Source organism: Serratia marcescens, assembly GCF_001902635.1.
Lineage (GTDB): Bacteria > Pseudomonadota > Gammaproteobacteria > Enterobacterales > Enterobacteriaceae > Serratia > Serratia marcescens_F.
This window is the reverse complement of the sequence record NZ_MJAO01000001.1, coordinates 271,052-288,355: the sequence shown is the minus strand read 5'-3', so window position 1 is coordinate 288,355 and position 17,304 is coordinate 271,052. Positions and strand designations below refer to the sequence as shown.

Below are 17,304 nucleotides of genomic sequence, written 5' to 3'. Positions count from 1 at the left end.
CCCCCTTTGATTGAGTTTTTGTCAATCATCGATACTACGCAAATCGTTTTTTATTGCCAGTCAAATCCGCCAAAGTGTGCATCTCTTTCCACTTACGGGTAACTGCGATGATTGCCATTCTCGCCGATGATCTTACCAGCGCGCTCGACGGTGCGGCCCCGTTCGCCGCGCGCGGACTGACCGCCAGCGTCATGCTGCGCCTGCCCGACGCCGCGCTGCATGACAGTGAGATCGTCGCCTTCGATTTAGATTCTCGTTTCGTTTCGCCGGAACAGGCGGAGCAGCGTTTTCGTCATGCCGCCGCCTGCGTGAAGCCGGCGCGCCTCATATACAAAACGGTGGATTCCACGCTGCGCGGCAACCTGGGGCCGGAAACGCGCGGGGCGCTGGCGGGCAGCGGGCGCCGACTCGCCATCGTCGCGCCGGCCTTCCCGGACGCCGGCCGCACCACGGTAGAAGGGCGCCAATACGTCGATGGTGTGGCGTTGGAGCAGACCGCCTTTGCACAGGATCCGAAGACCCCGATCGTCACCGGCTATGTCATGGAACGTATGGCAGGGCTGGAACCGACGCGTTTTCAGGTGTTCGACGCTGTAGACAACGGCGAGTTGGATGGGATCGTTGGTCGGATCGGCATTGCCGAACCGGTGGTGTGGGTCGGGTCGCCGGGTATGGCGGCGGCGCTGTCGCGTGCGTTGTCCCTCGGTGATAACGCACCGCCGCCACGGCCGCCGCTGAAAGCCCGCAAGGTGCTGGTGGCAATCGGCAGCCTGCATCCGGCGAATGACGCCCAACTGGCAAGCCTGCGACAGGCGGGTGCTGCGCTTATCACGCTGCCTGAAGCGGCCGATCCCGAGACGGTGGCGCACGCGGTGCGGGCGGCGTTTACGCACGCCGATGTGGTTTGCCTGATGTCGCCCCGGGCGCGAGCGGGCGTGCCGGATCATGCCGCTACGTTGGGTGCGGTCGTCAGCCGCTGTATGGCGGTCTTCGACGGGCTGGTGGTGACCGGCGGGGATACCGCGCGGCGCATCGTCGACGCGATGGCGGCCGGTTCACTGACGCTGTTCGGCGAGGTGGAACCCGGCGTGCCTTTCGGCTTGTTGAACTTGCCCGCGCGCAGCCTGCCGTTCGCCACCAAGGCGGGTGGTTTCGGCCAGGCGGCTACATTGTTGAACTGCGTAACCCGGTTGCGCGCTGACCGAGAAGGAGACGATCAATGACCCTTTCCACCTTGCCGCTGGCGATAACCATGGGCGATCCCGCCGGTATCGGGCCGGAAATCATCGCCAAACTGGCAGCCAAAGAGCGGTTGAACACGCCTTATGTGGTGATTGGCGATGCCGGCGCCCTGGCGCGCGCGGCGGCCAGTCTTGGGCTGACGCTGCCCATCCGCGAACTGCCCGCCTCGCTGACGGGATGGGATGAAGCCTGGGCACGGGGTGAAACCGCCGTCTATTCCGCCGGCGTTGCGCTGCCTGCGGACTTGCCCCTCGGCAGGCTCGATAAGCGCGCGGGGGCGGCGTCTTACGCCTGGGTGGTGGCCGCCATCGATCTGGCGTTGGCGGGGCGTATCGCCGGTATCGTCACCGCACCGCTGAACAAGGAAGCGATGCGCCTGGCGGGGATCGATTATCCGGGGCACACCGAGATCCTGGCGGCGCGCTCAGGCACCCAGGACTTCGCCATGATGCTGGCCAATGACGAGCTGCGGGTGATCCTGGTTTCCATTCACGTTTCGCTGCGGGACGCCATCGGCGCGGCGACCGTGGAAAACGAACTGCGTGCGTTTCACCTGGCACAAACGGCCTGCCGGGCGCTGGGAATAGCGAAACCACGCATCGCGGTGGCCGGGTTGAACCCGCACGCCGGCGAGAACGGCCTGTTTGGCCGCGAAGATCTTGATGTCATCGTGCCAGCCATCACACAGGCGCGTGAACAGGGGCTGGACGTCAGCGGCCCCTGGCCCGGCGACACCGTCTTTATGCGCGCCCGGCGCGGGGAGTTCGACATCGTGGTCGCCCAATATCATGACCAGGGGTTGATCCCGGTGAAATACCTCGGGGTGGATCACGGCGTTAACGTCACCGTCGGCCTGCCGTTTATCCGCACCTCGGTCGATCACGGCACGGCGTTTGATATTGCGGGCACCGGGCGGGCGGAACACGCCAGCCTGCTGTACGCCTTCCGGCAGGCGGAAAAAATGCTGTATGCCCAATAACCCACATCACCTGAAGACAAAAAGGAAACACCATGCACACACCCGAGTTTATTTTTATGCTGACGCGCAACGACAGCACGGTGCCCGACGCGCCGCAGCGGCTGCAAGAGGTATTGGCCGCCGGCGTGAAGCATATCGGTTTTAAGGATATCGGCCTGCCGCTGGCGGCGCTCAAACAGTTGACGCAGGCGATCCACGCCGGCGGCGCCACCGCTTATCTGGAGGTGGTCAGCCTGGATGAGGAAAGCGAGATGAATTCGGCGCGCGCGGCGTTGGAATTGGGGGTTGATGTGCTGATGGGGGGAACGCGGCCGGAAAGCGTGCTGCCGATCATTCGTCAGTCGAGCCTGCACTATTATCCGTTCGCCGGCCGCATCAGCGGCCACCCCAGCGTGCTGGAAGGTGACATTGATGACATCGTCGCCAGTGCCCGCCAGCGCGCGGCTTTACCGGGCGTGACAGGGTTGGATCTGTTGGCTTACCGCTTCGCCGGTGACGTGCCGGCCTTGATCCGGCGGGTGTGCGATGCGGTCGATAAACCGGTTTATGTCGCCGGCTCCATCGATCGGGAAGCACGCATCGCCGCCGTGGTGACGGGCAACGCGGTCGGTTTCACCGTCGGTACCGCGGCGCTGGACGGCGTGTTTCAGGCCGACAAGCCGGGACTGATGGCGCAAATCAACGCCGTGAAATGCCTGATTGGCAATGTGATCCGCAAACTGTAACTCGTCTCAATTCGGTTTTTTCCATGGCGATGGGATGGTTATCTCATTCGTTGAATTACTAATTTGCATGGCTTCTCTTTTTTTAATGCTCTTGCGAGCAGGCACGCCCTTGTGCGCTCGCCGACGTTTACCCGGCAAAAAATAGTGTGATTGCCGCTATGTTCAATAATAGGGAGTGAAGAATGTTTAAAGGGTTAGGGCGTTCCGTGGTTGTAGCCAGCCTGGTGTTAACCGGCTGCGATACCTTCAGCCTGCTGCGCGATCAACAGATCGCGGATACCTTTCGCGTCGGCGCCGACAAACGCTCGGTAAGCCGGGACTTCGGCATGCCGAACGCCACCCTGCCGACGCTGAACGGCCAGGGCGTGTGCCATGATTACAACCACCGTTTGCCGAACGGCGCCGTCACGCCGTTCTACGTCGGTTTCAGAAACAGCGACGGCAAAGTGGTGGCCTTCGGCCCAACCACCTGCCGGGAGGCGCAGGCCAACGGCAACCTGAACAGCGACGAGCCTATCAAGCAACGGTTCTGAACGAGCGTTGACGCACTGGCCTGGGGCTGACAGAACGTCATTCTAGGGAAACCGAACGCTTCGGGTCATTGACGCGTTCGGCAATCGACAAGCAGGCGCCGATCCTGCATCAACCGCTGCATCTCATCAGTTTTGTGCAGGCGTTAATCATTGACTGGCTCAAATTCTTTCTTGTGACGTTTATTAAATTTGTCGGTCGACAAACGACCGAGGCGGTTGAGTCCGGCGTGGTGGACCTTTTTCTTGCGGCGTTATTCGCCTTGTTCGGGGTTGACGAGAGGGGAGAATTATTCGCTGCTTCGGCTGCGGCCCAGGTCGCCGGCTTTCTGGCGAGTTTGGCTATCGGCTGGCTTTGCACCAAGCGATAGCGGGCAGCAGGCGACTTTTTCCAGGCAACAAAAAACCCGATTTCCTCACTACAATAATAAAATCAATAAGTTATTTGTTTTATAAAGAGTTTCAATATCGATGAAAGGGGAGGAAATACGGGGATTGCCAGCCTATGCCGCCACTTTGTCGCCACTTGGCATAGTCGCCAGCGGATTGAATTGCAGGGCTGTTTCGAGGTGTTCCGGTGCAAGGTGAGCATAACGCATCGTCATTTTGATATCATGATGGCCGAGGATGCGTTGCAACACCAGAATGTTGCCGCCAGACATCATAAAATGCGCCGCAAAGGTATGGCGTAGCACATGCGTTAGTTGACCTTTAGGCAATTGAATGCTGGTGTTCTCGATCGCGGCCATAAAGCGAAAATAGCATTCGCTGAATAGACGATCATCGCCTCGCGTTATCAACTTCTTATACAGCGCTTTACTGATCGGAACGCTGCGGTTCTTTTTGCCTTTGGTTCGGATGAACGTGATCTTATGTGGTGTTATCTGTGACCGGGTGAGGTTTTCTGCTTCTCGCCAGCGAGCGCCAGTACTGAGGCATACCTCGACCACAAGCGGCAAATCAGAATCGCCTCTGCTGCAGGCTACTAACAGCTCTGTGATTTGCGTATGGGTAAGCCACGCCATTTCCTTTTCTGCGACGGTGAACTTGCGCATGTTCTCTAATGGATTGGGCTGCTTCCATTCGCCAAGCCGGCCCAGCTCGCTGAACATACCGCTTAGGTAGCTTTGTTCAAGATTGACGGTGACAGGTTCTGCGCCGTTCTTCCACTTCTCGGAAAAGTAGATTTCACCGGACAAACGCTTATCACGATAATGTGCGAAGTCTTTTGCGGTGAAGGTTATAGCAGGAGGATCGCCCAGAGCTTCAATGACAAGGCATAGTTTTTTGTAGGTACGTTCACCAGCGGTGAGGGATTGGCCGTGCAGGTTGTACCAAAGTTTAGCAACCTCACTCAGCTTGCGGCGATCGATCGCTTCGCCTAACCACGGCTTATTGTCAACCTGCTCCATAGTGAAGCGTTCAAACGCCAAGGCTTCACCTTTGGTTGCGAATTGCTTACGTACCCTGCGGCCTTCACGGCCAGCAGGGTAGCACTCACATAACCACTTACCGGATGATTGTTTGCGTACTGCCATTGTAGCCCTCCTTAGTTTGGGCTACATTAAACTGTATATAATAACAGTGGTCAATGTATGTATTATCTAACAGCCTACATCAATCAACGGTATTTGAGAGCCAGACTGATCACTAAGATTTAACGGCGGCTAGAATTTCTAGCGTTAGCGGGCCATTTTCATCAAGATATTTTTCAGCAGCCGTTTTAACAATTTCAGTTTCAGTCTCTGTCTTATATTGCTCTCGAGATAGGTCAATGCCAGACTTCATTACAATATCAATTGCTGTGCTAATTAGTAGGAAGCTTTCGTAGTCGGTAACGAGTATTTTTTTTAGTTTCTCGCACGCCCTTTCAAGAGCATTGCTATTCTGAGGGAGTCTGTCTTTCCCCATTACGATAATCTTTATTGCCATTAATGTCAGATATTTAAGTTTTTTATGGTCTTTCCTTAAATTGTCACCTCTGAATAGCTGGTCAATTCTATATAATGCTAGGGCACAAACATAATACGATACTAATTTGTGATCCAAATTAAACATTTTATCTTTGAATCTATTGAAAATGGTCCCATAATATCCACTTACCAAATGTGGAGAATAAAGGAACATGGACGCATAGCATTTTATTTGGGTGGCTATAGATACTATTTGTGTTTTTCTAATATCTAATGAGTTATATTGTTGAGAACGTCGCTCATAATATAGAGGTGCCACTCTTTCTGTAGTGTAATATAACTCGAGTTGTTTCTGGAATGTACTAAGTGATTCCAATTGTTCCGGCTTAACTTCGGTTTGGCTATTAGTTGCCAATGTTATATCTGTCTTAATATCTTCACTATCGGTTACGATAACTTTAATTGGCACAAATACATTTTCAATACCTGGTAAAGTCTGACATGAATGTAGAACATGGCTAGTTTGACAACCATTAACCACCTGGTAATCTCTCAAACTGAATCTGTTACCTGCAGCAGTCAAGGAAGATGCTACAACGGTAACACCATTATTTAGCACGCTAAATAGATCAAACTTGCCTTCCTCTAACGTTTTTTTTATATTGGTGTTAACTCTGTTCTCGCCTTGGAAATCCCTTACGTTATCGTAAAATATATTATATATGGTCTCATTTTCATCTTGAATTAACTTCAAATATTCTGGGAAAGGTATAACCCCTAAAAACGCCTCTTTTATGCCGATTATATCTGGCAGTGTAATTCTGTTAGGGAAGTTTATTGTTGTAGTCAGCTTGTTCTTTGTATCAAGATAAAGTCGCTGGATCTCTAGAGCGCCCAGTGCAGTTATTGTGACTTCTTCGAAGATAGCAAGGTTTTTTATTTCTTGTTTGATCCCTTCAATTATACCAACCAAATGACTATCGTCTGTCCAAACGCCAGTGCATACATAGAATAATCGTATAATAGGTCTACGGTTGTGCATCATATCGGAGCGGGAAAGGATTGCATCCCATAATTCTTTTGACTCTTTTATTTTACTACTTTGAACTAACTTAGGACTGTCAGAAAGGAAATCCTTTACTCCATGAGCAAAATTAAGTAACTGAGCACTATCAAAAGAAGATGACGTTTTTGCCTGGGTGAAAGAAATATCTATATCTAGGAAAGAGCACTGAGGAATAAAATCGAAGAAGGCATCTACTGACTCAATTAACCTACCGTTAATTGCAATTGCTAATCCATCAATTGCACAATCATTTCCAGAACCTGTGTGAACATCATCTAAATCAAATGTGCTTCTATTTAGCTTTGAAAATATGGAGAAGTTAGAAAAGTGTTCAAAACGCGTACTCTGGTCTAATTTTTTTAACTCATATTGCTCTGTGAATGTCTCAAGTAATGCACTGGTTATTTTGTCCACACTTTCACCTAATATTTTTATAAATAGACTTAACATATCCAATAGTTTCAATATCACCCGTTTCACATTCAAACGATGAATCTTTATTAGATACGACAATTTTGTTTTTTGGGAGCAAATTTATTCTTCTAAGACTATATTTTTTGTTGATACTAACTAGCCATTCACCTTCATTAAGTTCCGAGTAAGATGATTCTATCAAGTAAAGCTGCTCGTCATCTTCAAGTAAAAAAGGATCTATAAGATTATTAGGAATGAAAGCTTTATCTAACATGATGTAGCTAGCCTCATAAACTTTGCCGTTAATGATTTTTCTTTTGGCAACTTTAATTAAATCAGTTTGCAAGGTATCAAACATAGCACCTTCACCAGTAGCTAACCAATTTAAGGAAGCTCCAGTTTCAAGGGCACACTGAATCACATAGTCGGCAGGGAAAGTGTCCCTTAGATAACGATTTGACAACGTTCCTTTAGATATCCCCAAAAGCTCTGCTAGTGCTGTTTTAGTGCCGCACCCATATGCATCGATCATTCGTTCAATCGCTGCACGCCCACCTTTGTCTAGATCTAAATTCATGAAAATCCCGAAACGTTTACAAAAATCAATTGACGTAAACGTTTCGCGATCATAAAGTTCGACGCGTAAACGAAACGTTTACTCACAAGTAACCACTACTAACTACGGCTCGCCACAAGCCAATTAGAAGGAATGTTGCACCATGCGACCTAACATTTCAATCACTCTGATCACACCTCACGTCACGATAGAGCGCTACAGCGAACTTACTGGTTTGGCTGAGGATATACGGCGACCGAATGTTAAAAATGCGCAATGGACGCTTGGAGGAGTTGGCCAGCGATCCGGCGTGTGAGTTGTGGCCAGGCTGGAATGGGTAGTTACAGAATTATTCATTTTGCTAAATAATATGTATACTGTACGAATATACAGTATCAAATTGCTAAACCTAGAATAAGACGGAGGAAGCCGTGAGCGATTTTTTCTTTGAATCATTGGCTTTACAGCGTATAGAACTTGTGGCGCGCTTAGTCACTAACGGGCGTTGCAGCAGCGGCGATCGGGAGTTGGCTTTATCATGGATTTCTGAGATGACTACCACACTGGCCGCAGACGTTGACCGGCAGTTACAAAAACGCCCCCAGGACGGAGGCGTTAATTCAGGCGGAGGCGGCGGCACCTTGCAATAAATCGAGCATCATTTGCCGTTGTTGTTGGCTCATGCCTTCAACAACGGTTTTCAGCAGCTTATCCCCGGTCTTGGCGCTAGGGCTAAGCGTATGAGAAAAGGTTACATTCATCACAAAAGTGTGGCCACATTCCACGTCAGTGCAAGCGCAATACAGATCGGAAATCTGGCGGTGTTTACGGGCCGTTTTTCTGATAATCGCGTTAGCGCCGCATTCCGTGCATAAGACTTTCATCACGCGCATGTTTCTGGCTCCAAAAGTGGCAAACTTCTGGAATTTTAACGTTTTTTTGCTCATAACGCACCCGGTTGTGACGTTTCGACGCTGAAATTTAGGTGTAGGTGCGCTGGCACGTCCGGATCGCTATTGATGGCATCCATAATCATGCGTTGTACGGGGATCACCTCATCTTTTCGGTAGGTTTCGCGGGCTTTCTCCGGGTCGCCCAGGCCCGCCGTGTTGCCTGGAATAATGCCGGCCAGGCCCGCCGGGAAGCGATGCGCCGCCAGAACGTCTTGGGCGCTGATGTTTTTCACGTTGGCAAACTCATCCTTTGCGCTGATGTCGCCGATCGGGATGAATTTAATCCCGTCCGGGTCACCTTTCGGGATATTCACAAACAGCGTGCTGAAATTGCCGATCCCCTTGCTTTGCTCCAGGCTTTGCACGATTTCATCTTCAACCTCAGTGCTTAAATTGGGGTCGTTGGTGTAGATGATGCCGCCGGTGTGCGCGCCGTTGTGGTAGTAGCGGCGGCGAAAGATAGTGGCCTCACTGTTTAACAGCGCGGAGTGGATGCCGCCGATGTAGTCCGGCAGGCCGTAAACCTGTTGCTGCGGATCGTACTGGCGTAAAAAAATCACATCCTCCTCCAGGAACGGCAGCGGTTCCCCCTTTTGCAGAACAACAAAAGAGCCGTCTTTCCGGCGCCGGGTATAGAGCGACGGCAGCGGGGCCAGGGCGCACACCTCGCCCCAACCGTTGCGCACTTTCGCAATGGCCAGATCGCCGAAGGTGAAGTAATCAAAAATCCCTCCTTTCAGCGCCTGATGCGTCAGGCCGCCGCCCTGGTAATCCGCCGCCACCATGTTATGGCGCGCGTACAGCACGCCGCCGTGCTGGCCGTTCAGGTTGACCAGCTGCGCCAGCGCCAGGCGGTCAATCGGCAGCGTGTAATGGTCAAAGTCATTGTCATACCAGATCTCCCGGTAATCGGTGCCGGTGGTGAGTACCGGCTCCGGCTTGCCCAGGGTGGTGATGCTCATCTTGCGCGCCGGCGTCGTCTCGGCGGCGCGTTGGTGGTTTGCCGCTGCACGGCGCTGGCGTTGCTTGTTCTTTTTCATGCGGCCTTTCTCGTTTTCCATGTTGATTTGCGTTGGTTCTCAAAGTTGAGCGGTTCGTTATCCACGGCATGGGCGATGGCAAAAAACACATCCGCGTGTCCCGTTTCCTGGGTGCGATCCGCAACAAAGGTCATGCTGTTGCCTTTGGTCGTACTGGTGCGCCGGATGGCCAGGAAACTGGCCGGGATCTCTTTCTGCTCGCTGTCCCATTCGATGCGCTGGCTTTCCACCACATCCACCATTTTCAGCACCAGGCGCGTTTTACTCTCCAGTCCGTAATGGATGGCCACCGCCTGGCGCATGGCGAAGCCCTGCACCATTTCAAACACGCCGCTGCCGATGCCGGTAATGTCGATCCCGATGTGCGTCATGTTGTAGCGCTCAAACAGCGCCTTTATCTGGTTGGCCTGGTGCTTCCAGTTCATCCCCTGCCAATAGAACGTGGCCAGGACGCGGAAGCGTTCGCCGGCATAGAGCGGCGGCGCGATGATCACAAAGGTGGACGTGTCGCCGCTGCGCGCCGGGTCGAAGCCGGCCCACACTTCGCGATTGCCGAACGGGCGCGCGGCGGTGGGGTCGTGGTCTTGCCAGAGCGACACCTCAACCCCGCAACGCTCCAGCTCGTTGAAGCGAAAAACGCTGTCGCCGCTATCCACGAACACGCACATGTAAAGCATGTTGAACGTGTCGCGGTTGTACTTGTTGCGCAGCCTGTCGATGCTGGCCAGGTTGAACCCGCCGGCGATCGCATCTTCCATCGTGATGACGTAGCGCCATTGATCATCGGGACACAGCCGCCCGCCGTCGCGCAGCTCCTTGAGCGTCGGAAACTCCACCTTTTTGCGCTTGGCGTCGCCGCGTTTCCATTCTTCCCCCGTCCAAAACGGGTAAGCCTGGTGTGTTTGGCTGCTGGGCGTAGAAAAGTAGGTCGTGCGCCAGTGGTCATGCGTGGCCATTGCGCTGGCCACCTCGTTCAGGTGCGCAAAGTTCTGTATCCAAAAATACTCATCCGCATACAGGTGGCCGCTGTAGGATTGCGCTGTGTTTTTATTGGTTGAGAGGAAACGCAGCTCTGCGCCGTTGCTCAAGCGCATTGGGTTGCCGGTCAGCGTCACGCCGAAATACTGCTCCGCGATGTTGATGATGTACGAGCGGAACACCTCGGCCTGCGGGCGTGAGGCTGAAAGGAAAATTTGCGGATCGCCGGTCAGCACCGCGTTTTCGAACGCTTCAAACGCGAAATACCAGGTTGCGCCGATCTGCCGGCTTTTCAGGATATTGCGGATCTGCTGGGTGATATTCAGGCGCAGGTGTTTTTGGTAGCCGAAAAGGTGCTCATCGGCGAACGCGTCGAAATCCTCCTGAGTCAGCGCGGAAATATCATTTTTGCGGTATTTGCGCTTTTTCTTGCCTGTGTCCTGGTCACCGTCGCCGGCAGCGGAATATTCGCCATTTCCCTGGGAAGCGGCGGCGGCAAGTTTCTCTGCATGTTTGGCTTGCTGAATACGCAGTTTGCAATGATGCGCGATCAGGCTATCAAGTTCTTTGTGCTCCAGTTCTGTTTTACCGTCGCGGTGGGTTAATACCTGAATGCGACGGTTGATTGTCTCCTCAATGCTTTCATGGCTGAGCATATCCGCCCAGCTCCATTTTGTAGCCCAATAGTAAATAATTCGCGCATTCGGCAAATTAAGTTCGTTGGCGATCTCTTTAGGCGTCCAATGTTTTAAGTACAGCGAACGCGCAACGCCGATTAGTTCATCTGAATATTTAGCCATGTGCCAATTATGCAGGCTTTATTTTCGGTTAACTTCGGGTGTTAATCGGTACGGTTCGGTTAATAGCGCTTATCCGAATTCATAAGATATTAAGGCCGTGCGGGATGTGAATTAATTGGCGATACTGCACCTGTCGAAACAAACACGAAATTGAAAGTAGGGGTTATGTCAGATTCGCAATTAATGACGAACTGGATTTGTGTTTGCGCCGAAGGTGACACGGTTGATGGCCGTTATATTAAAAGGCAATGGATAACGGATGCCGCCGAGCTATACGACCCTAATTTGTATACCGCGCTTTTATGGCCGGAACATTCCCGAAATTACGGTAATCGGGGGCGGGTGTTAGAGCTAATGAGCCAGGAAGGTGATGATGGGGTTATGCGGCTTTATGCGAGGCTGTGCCCGAATCTATCACTCATGCAGGCAAATGCAGACGGGCAGCTACTCTTTTGCTCCGCAGAATTTACGCCTGATGGCAATTTTCGCGGAACGGGTAAGAGCTACCTGGAAGGGCTGGGCGTTACCGATGAACCGGCTAGCGTTTACACGGAGCGAATGCGTTTTAGCAAACGCCACAAAAATAAACGGTATGGCGCATTAAAGCCGCTGGCTTTTGATGAGGTCAAAGAAATTAAAGAGGAAGTTAAGATGTCAGGAAATAAAAAGAAAGGCTGGCGTAGCATGTTCTCCATTGAGGAGGAATTGCCAGAAACCCCAGCCGAAGGCGATAAGTTGCAGGCACTGGCGGAAGCCTTGGCCGATATTGAAACGCGCCTTTCAGCGTTGGAAGGTAAAGCCGAAGAAACCGCAACTGCCGTTGAGGAAGTCCAGGAAGATGTGGACACCGTAAAAGAAGTTGTGGATACCCAGGAATTTAAAACCCTGCGCGATAATATCGGCGGTATCGTGAAAAACTTCAGCAAGCTGGACAAACGCGTAACCCAATTGCCGAGCCGCAATCCGGGCAAAGGTCGCCAGCCGTTCAAATTCCTGTGATTCGCCAGGGTAATAGAAATTAAATCACTCTGAGGGTGAGGGGTAACTATGTTTTTAAATCAGCGTGCGCGTGAATTACTCCGCGCATATAGCATGGGGTTGGCGGCGGAATATGGGCAGGATTCTGCCGAGCGATATTTCTCGCTGACTGACCCAAAAGAAACGGACTTGCGCGCTGCGCTGCTGGAGTCCGTGGATTTCCTGTCCATGATCACCGTTGCCGATGTTGACCAGCTTACCGGTCAGGTGGTGAACGTGGGCAATCCGGGCATCTTCACCGGGCGAAAAGAGGGCGGCCGCTTTATCCGCCAAACCGGCGTCGATGGCCTGGAATACAAGCTCTCGGAAACCGACTCCGGCGCGGCGCTGACCTGGGCCATGTTGTCTGTATGGGCGAACTCTGGTGATGAAAACGAGTTTTTCCAGCGTATGCAGACTTTCACCAACCAATCTTTTGCCCTGGACATGCTGCGCATTGGCTTTAACGGTAAATCCGTGGCGAAAACGTCTGATCCAGAGAAAAACCCGAACGGCGAAGACGTCAATATTGGATGGCAGGAGTTTGTGCGGGCCTTCGACGACAACCAGATCATCACCGATGCGGTGACCCTGGGGGCCGGCGGTGATTATGTGTCGCTCGACGCGATGGCATCTGACCTTATCAACAGCAAGATCCCGGCGCAGTTCCGCAACGACCCGCGTTTAACCGTGCTGGTTGGTGCTGATCTGGTGGCAGCGGAGCAACACCGTTTGTACCAGGCCGCCGACCGTCCAACGGAAAAAATCGCGGCTCAAATGCTGGGAACGTCCCTCGCGGGCCGTCCGGCGATCGTGCCGCCGTTTATGCCGGGCAAGCGCATGGTTGTGACGCCGCTGAGCAACCTTCACATCTACACCCAGCGCGGCACCCGCCAGCGCGCGGCGGAGTTTGTGGAAGATCGTAAGCAGTACGAGAACAAGTATCTGCGCAACGAAGGTTACGCCGTGGAATACCCGGAAATGTACGCCGCCTTTGATGAATCCGCCGTGACCATTGGCAAGGTGGAAGCGCCGAAAGGGGAGTAAGCGCAATGTCACTTTCCCCCGCGCAGCGCCACACGGCCAGGGTTCAGGCCGAGCGCAAACTTGAACGCCAGCAGGCGCTGGCAGGTTGGGACAGTCTGCACCTCCAGGTGCAGGCAATGGAGCGGGATATTCGCCGGCTGCGTGAGCTGCCGCGCACCGCTGACCGCATCGCCATGAAACGCGATGAGCTGTTGCCGCGCTGGTTGCCGACCGTGGAAACCTACCTGGCGGAGGGCGAGGTTTACGCCAACCCCATTTTTGCCTGGTGCGTGATCTGGCTGTTTGACGTGGGGGATTTTGATAAGGCGTTGGATTGGGCCGACCTGGCGATCGCCCAGCGGCAGCAGACGCCGGACAGGCTAAAACGCAGCTTTGCCGCGTTTGTGGCGGATACGGTGTTGGCCTGGGCAGAGGAGGAGGCCAGCCGGGGCGAAAGCCTGGAGCCGTACTTCTCCCGCACCTTTGCCAACGTGCGGGACAACTGGCGGCTGCATGAGGAGATCAGCGCCAAGTGGTTCAAGTTTGCCGGGCTGATGCTGTTGCGTGATGACAACGGCCAGCCGCTGGCCAGCGCCGTGGAGGATGTGGCGACGCTGAAACAGGCGGATGCATTGTTGGCCCAGGCGCAGGCATTTAACCCCAGAGGGGCCGGCGTTAAGACGCAGCGGCAGCGAATTGCGGCCAGGCTGCGGGCGCTGGAAAAAGAATAAAAGACTACCGCAAGCCAAAGCGGGCGCGGTGGAGGCAAGGCACTTCGGTGCGATGTGCTATGGAAGCCGGTCTGCCCGCTTTTTTTCGGAGTAACGACGATGTTTAACGGCAAGGCCACGGATTACCAGGACGCCACGTTAACCAATAACGGATTTTGGCCGGATTTGAGCCTGGCGGATTTCCAGGAACGGCGCAGCATTCCGCCCGATATTGACGCGGACACCCTGGGCGCGGCCCTGGTGGCCAGCGTAGCAGAAATTAATCTCGACCTGGCAAAGCTGACGGGCCAGCTACAGGCGAAAGGTTATACCCAGGCCAGCGCCGTGCCAGGGGTGAAGATTGGCGACAAAACCGCGCTGATCGCGCAGTACGAAAAAGCGGTATTCGCCAGGGCAAAGGCGGATTTGTTGGGGGAGTATTCGACGCAGTTTAGCCGGGCACCGAATGCCGGCCAGGAAAACCCGGAAACCCGCAGCCGACTGTTAGCGGAAGCCGCCACGGTGCTGCGCAACATGAAGGGGGCGCGGCGATCGTCGGCGCGGCTGGTATGAGCAAGTTAGAGACGCTAACCGCGTTCATACAGGCCAATTTGCCGGCGCGCGTGGCCAACCTGGAATTTAACAGCGACATGGAAGAAGTGAGCTTTATCAACGCGCAGAGGGATTTGGGGCTGAACCAATACCAAATGGCGGTGATGGAGTACGAGGCGGTTTTGTCCTGGGGGCGCTTCCCGTATCGCCAATTTGACCCGCGCAACCTGTGCGCGCTGTTGCTGGCCTGGCTGATTGAGAACGCCGACCAGGGGCTAATTGAACAGGGGTTCGAACCGGTGTTGCCGGAGCTGGCGATCGTGGTCACGGACGATAAAACCGCGTTGGTGGAAATCGCGCTCAAGATGGCCGAGCCGCTGACGCTGACCCAGGACGAGGAAGGGCTAATCCCTTTCGACGGGAAGCGATGGCGATTGGCCGACCCGGAAATTTGGTGGGCCCTGGAAGGGCGCGTGTATGGCGTGGGCAGCACCGGCGCGCCGATCGGTGAAACGCCGTGATTATCAACGGTGAGCTGAGCCGCCCGCAGCTGCGGGCGCTGCGCAAAGAATTGGCCAAGCTGGAAATGCCCCAGGCCAAACGCCAGCGCCTGCTATGGCGCATGGCCAAATACGGGGTGATAGCCGCGGCTAAGCGCAACGTGCGCAACCAGCAGCAACCGGACGGCACGCCTTGGGAAGGGAGGAAGACCCGGCGACGCGGCAAGATGCTGCGCAATATGCCCAATTTGCTGCATATCCGCGACATGCCAGAGCGGGAGGCCGTAAGGCTTTACCTCCAGGGCGGTGGATACCGCAACGGCAATAAGGCCGTGCCGGCGGGCGTGGTGGGGTTTTCGCAATCGGCCGGTATGCGGGTTTCCATCAAGCGGGAACAGGTGGCCGGCAGGAAAGCCGACACCGAGCGGCAAGCCACGCTGCGCCAGGCTAAGAAGCTGCGCCAGCTGGGCTACCAGGTGAGGCGCGGGAAGCGCTGGCGAAAGCCGCCGCTCAAGGAAATTGTGGGAAATATGTCATTCGCGCAGGCCGGCTTGCTGATCCGCAAGTTGAGCGGCAAGGCGGCCAAAACGACCTGGACGGTCGATTTACCGTCCCGCCCGTTCCTGGGCATGAGTGACGCGGATTTTAACAAAGCGTTAGCGCGTCAACTCCAGGCAATTGGGTTTGGCTGGAATGTGAAAGCGCAAGACATTAAGGGGAAACAATGAGTTGGCCAACGATTCAGGTTAACCAGGTAAACCGGCACCAGGGCGAAACCAAAGAGATCGAGCGGGTATTGCTGTTTGTCGGGGCCGGTAAAACCAATATCGGCAAAACGCTGCCGGTGAACACGCAAACCGATCTGGATGTGCTGTTGGGCGTGGGGGGTTCAGTGCTGAAAAGCAACCTCCAGGCCGCAAAGCTGAACGCCGGGCAAAACTGGTTCGCGTATGTGCATGTGCTGGCGGAAGCCGACGCCGCCAAAAACTGGCCGGCGGCGGTACTGGCCGCGCAGCGTATGGCGAGTGTGGAGGGCATCGTTAACCTGGTGCCGGCAACGCTCGATGTTGTGAAGCAGGCGCAGAGCCTGCGGGCGGAGATTATCGCCAAGTTTGGCCGCTGGCAGTGGTTCATTCTGTCGGTGGAATCGCTGCAAAAGGGTGAAGGTTGGGCCGAGTATGTGGGCCGCATCAACGACCTGCAAAAAGGCGTTGCCGAGCCGGCGATCCAGTTGGTGCCGCGTCTGTGGGGCAATGAGCCGGGTGTTTTGGCTGGCCGACTGTGTAACCGCGCTGTGACGATCGCCGATAGCCCGGCCCGTGTGGCTACCGGGGCGCTGGTCGAAATGGGCAGCACGTCCACACCGGTGGACGGTTCCGGGGAAGTGTTGGAGCTGGCGACGCTCCAGGCGTTGGAGGCAAACCGCTTTAGCGTGCCGATGTGGTATCCCGATTACGACGGCCTTTACTGGTCTGACGGGCGCACCCTGGATGTGGAGGGCGGCGATTTCCAGGCAGTGGAAAGCCTGCGCGTGGTGGATAAAGCGGCGCGCCGTGTGCGACTGCTGGCAATTCCTAAGATTGCCGATCGGTCACTGAACAGTACGCCAACCAGCATTGCGGCGCACCAACAGTATTTTGCCAAGACGTTGCGAGAAATGGCGCGCAGTACGCAAATTAACGGCGTGACGTTCCCCGGCGAAGTTAAAGCGCCGCTGGAGGGGGATGTGCAAATTACCTGGCGCACCTCCACCAAGGTGGAAATTTACCTGGTGATCCGTACCTACGAATGCCCGAAAGGCATCACGGTTAGCCTGATGTTGGATAACTCGCTGGAGGGCGCGGCATGACAAAACGAATTTCTGGCCAGTCGGTTGATTTCAATATGGACGGTGATTTAGTCCATGCCGAAAAAGTAAGCCTGAGCATTACAGACAACACCGCCGCAGCCCAAACGGGTGGCGTGCCCGATGGCTGGGTTTCCGGCGACGTGGCCGCCGAGGGGGAAATGGAGCTAAGCACCAAATCCCTGGCGCAGGTGACCGCCAAAGCGCGGGCCGCCGGCAGCTGGCGCGGCATCCCGCCAATTGATCTGATGTGGTACGCCAAGGCCGGCGGGGAGGAGCTGAAAGTGGAGGCGTTCGGCTGCAAGCTGATTTTGAGTGACATTCTGGATGTTGATCCGAAGGGCGGCAGCATTATGACGCACAAGATTAAGTTTGTGGTGACGGATGCGGATTTTGTGCGCCTGGGCGGCATTCCTTACCTGGAAGCGGAAGTGACGCAGAACCTGATCGGGTAAGG

Annotated in this window: 19 protein-coding genes and 1 pseudogene; 14 read left to right on the top strand and 6 right to left on the bottom strand. The window is 54.5% G+C overall.

The window, feature by feature from the left end; genetic code table 11:
* Positions 1–107: 107 nt before the first annotated feature.
* From BHU62_RS01405 to BHU62_RS01385, 5 genes are all read left to right on the top strand, one after another.
* Positions 108–1,223, top strand: coding sequence for a four-carbon acid sugar kinase family protein (locus BHU62_RS01405; protein ID WP_073528790.1), 1,116 nt, complete (start codon positions 108–110; stop codon positions 1,221–1,223).
* The gene (gene pdxA, locus BHU62_RS01400; RefSeq protein WP_073528789.1) at positions 1,220–2,221 is read left to right on the top strand and encodes a 4-hydroxythreonine-4-phosphate dehydrogenase PdxA; all 1,002 of its coding nucleotides are present in this window, start codon (positions 1,220–1,222) and stop codon (positions 2,219–2,221) included. The genes BHU62_RS01405 and pdxA overlap by 4 nt, the downstream gene beginning before the upstream one ends.
* Before the next feature lie 32 nt (positions 2,222–2,253).
* The gene (locus BHU62_RS01395) at positions 2,254–2,946 is read left to right on the top strand and encodes a 4-hydroxythreonine-4-phosphate dehydrogenase (RefSeq protein WP_073528788.1); all 693 of its coding nucleotides are present in this window, start codon (positions 2,254–2,256) and stop codon (positions 2,944–2,946) included.
* Between the two features lie 182 nt (positions 2,947–3,128).
* Positions 3,129–3,479 carry a hypothetical protein gene (locus tag BHU62_RS01390; protein WP_073528787.1) on the top strand — a complete coding sequence of 117 codons (351 nt, stop codon included), beginning with the start codon at positions 3,129–3,131 and terminating at the stop codon, positions 3,477–3,479.
* 68 nt (positions 3,480–3,547) lie between these two features.
* Positions 3,548–3,847 carry a hypothetical protein gene (locus BHU62_RS01385; protein WP_073528786.1) on the top strand — a complete coding sequence of 100 codons (300 nt, stop codon included), beginning with the start codon at positions 3,548–3,550 and terminating at the stop codon, positions 3,845–3,847.
* 132 nt (positions 3,848–3,979) lie between these two features.
* On the opposite strand, the gene BHU62_RS01380 is transcribed toward BHU62_RS01385, so the two are convergent.
* From BHU62_RS01380 to BHU62_RS01370, 3 genes are all read right to left on the bottom strand, one after another.
* Positions 3,980–5,014: a tyrosine-type recombinase/integrase gene (locus BHU62_RS01380; RefSeq protein ID WP_073528785.1), complete on the bottom strand. Its 1,035-nt coding sequence runs from the start codon at positions 5,012–5,014 to the stop codon at positions 3,980–3,982.
* A gap of 112 nt (positions 5,015–5,126) precedes the next feature.
* Complete coding sequence (locus tag BHU62_RS01375) at positions 5,127–6,869, bottom strand: AIPR family protein (RefSeq protein WP_073528784.1); 1,743 nt, start codon at positions 6,867–6,869, stop codon at positions 5,127–5,129.
* A gap of 4 nt (positions 6,870–6,873) precedes the next feature.
* Positions 6,874–7,446: a phage repressor protein CI gene (locus BHU62_RS01370; RefSeq protein WP_073528783.1), complete on the bottom strand. Its 573-nt coding sequence runs from the start codon at positions 7,444–7,446 to the stop codon at positions 6,874–6,876.
* A gap of 142 nt (positions 7,447–7,588) precedes the next feature.
* Between BHU62_RS01370 and BHU62_RS01365 the strand changes: the two are divergent.
* Positions 7,589–7,672 (top strand): annotated as a pseudogene (locus BHU62_RS01365) (regulator); the annotation flags it as partial.
* Between the two features lie 373 nt (positions 7,673–8,045).
* Here BHU62_RS01365 and BHU62_RS01355 read toward each other — a convergent pair.
* From BHU62_RS01355 to BHU62_RS01345, 3 genes are read right to left on the bottom strand one after another with little or no spacing between them, the layout of a single operon-like run.
* Positions 8,046–8,372 (bottom strand): ogr/Delta-like zinc finger family protein, encoded by a 327-nt coding sequence (locus BHU62_RS01355; RefSeq protein ID WP_073528781.1) that lies wholly within the window; start codon positions 8,370–8,372, stop codon positions 8,046–8,048.
* Positions 8,369–9,418 (bottom strand): phage portal protein, encoded by a 1,050-nt coding sequence (locus BHU62_RS01350; RefSeq protein WP_073528896.1) that lies wholly within the window; start codon positions 9,416–9,418, stop codon positions 8,369–8,371. Before BHU62_RS01350 ends, BHU62_RS01355 begins: the two co-directional genes overlap by 4 nt.
* Entirely contained in the window at positions 9,415–11,196 is a 1,782-nt protein-coding gene (locus BHU62_RS01345; RefSeq protein WP_073528780.1) for a terminase large subunit domain-containing protein, read from the bottom strand. Before BHU62_RS01345 ends, BHU62_RS01350 begins: the two co-directional genes overlap by 4 nt.
* A 165-nt stretch (positions 11,197–11,361) precedes the next feature.
* Between BHU62_RS01345 and BHU62_RS01340 the strand changes: the two genes are divergently transcribed.
* The 8 genes from BHU62_RS01340 to BHU62_RS01305 all read left to right on the top strand — a co-directional run bounded on the left by BHU62_RS01340 (position 11,362) and on the right by BHU62_RS01305 (position 17,302).
* Positions 11,362–12,195, top strand: a complete 834-nt coding sequence (locus BHU62_RS01340; protein ID WP_073528779.1) for a GPO family capsid scaffolding protein — start codon at positions 11,362–11,364, stop codon at positions 12,193–12,195.
* 48 nt (positions 12,196–12,243) lie between these two features.
* Positions 12,244–13,260, top strand: coding sequence for a phage major capsid protein, P2 family (locus BHU62_RS01335; protein ID WP_073528778.1), 1,017 nt, complete (start codon positions 12,244–12,246; stop codon positions 13,258–13,260).
* 5 nt (positions 13,261–13,265) lie between these two features.
* On the top strand, positions 13,266–13,970 hold the full coding sequence (gpM, locus tag BHU62_RS01330) for a phage terminase small subunit (RefSeq protein WP_073528777.1): 705 nt from the start codon (positions 13,266–13,268) through the stop codon (positions 13,968–13,970).
* A gap of 99 nt (positions 13,971–14,069) precedes the next feature.
* On the top strand, positions 14,070–14,522 hold the full coding sequence (locus tag BHU62_RS01325) for a head completion/stabilization protein (RefSeq protein WP_073528776.1): 453 nt from the start codon (positions 14,070–14,072) through the stop codon (positions 14,520–14,522).
* Positions 14,519–15,022 (top strand): phage tail protein, encoded by a 504-nt coding sequence (locus BHU62_RS01320; protein WP_073528775.1) that lies wholly within the window; start codon positions 14,519–14,521, stop codon positions 15,020–15,022. The genes BHU62_RS01325 and BHU62_RS01320 overlap by 4 nt, the downstream gene beginning before the upstream one ends.
* Positions 15,019–15,729, top strand: a complete 711-nt coding sequence (locus BHU62_RS01315; RefSeq protein WP_073528774.1) for a hypothetical protein — start codon at positions 15,019–15,021, stop codon at positions 15,727–15,729. Before BHU62_RS01320 ends, BHU62_RS01315 begins: the two co-directional genes overlap by 4 nt.
* Positions 15,726–16,850, top strand: a complete 1,125-nt coding sequence (locus BHU62_RS01310; protein WP_073528773.1) for a DUF2586 domain-containing protein — start codon at positions 15,726–15,728, stop codon at positions 16,848–16,850. The genes BHU62_RS01315 and BHU62_RS01310 overlap by 4 nt, the downstream gene beginning before the upstream one ends.
* Positions 16,847–17,302, top strand: a complete 456-nt coding sequence (locus BHU62_RS01305) for a DUF2597 family protein (RefSeq protein WP_047730038.1) — start codon at positions 16,847–16,849, stop codon at positions 17,300–17,302. Before BHU62_RS01310 ends, BHU62_RS01305 begins: the two co-directional genes overlap by 4 nt.
* Positions 17,303–17,304: the final 2 nt, after the last annotated feature.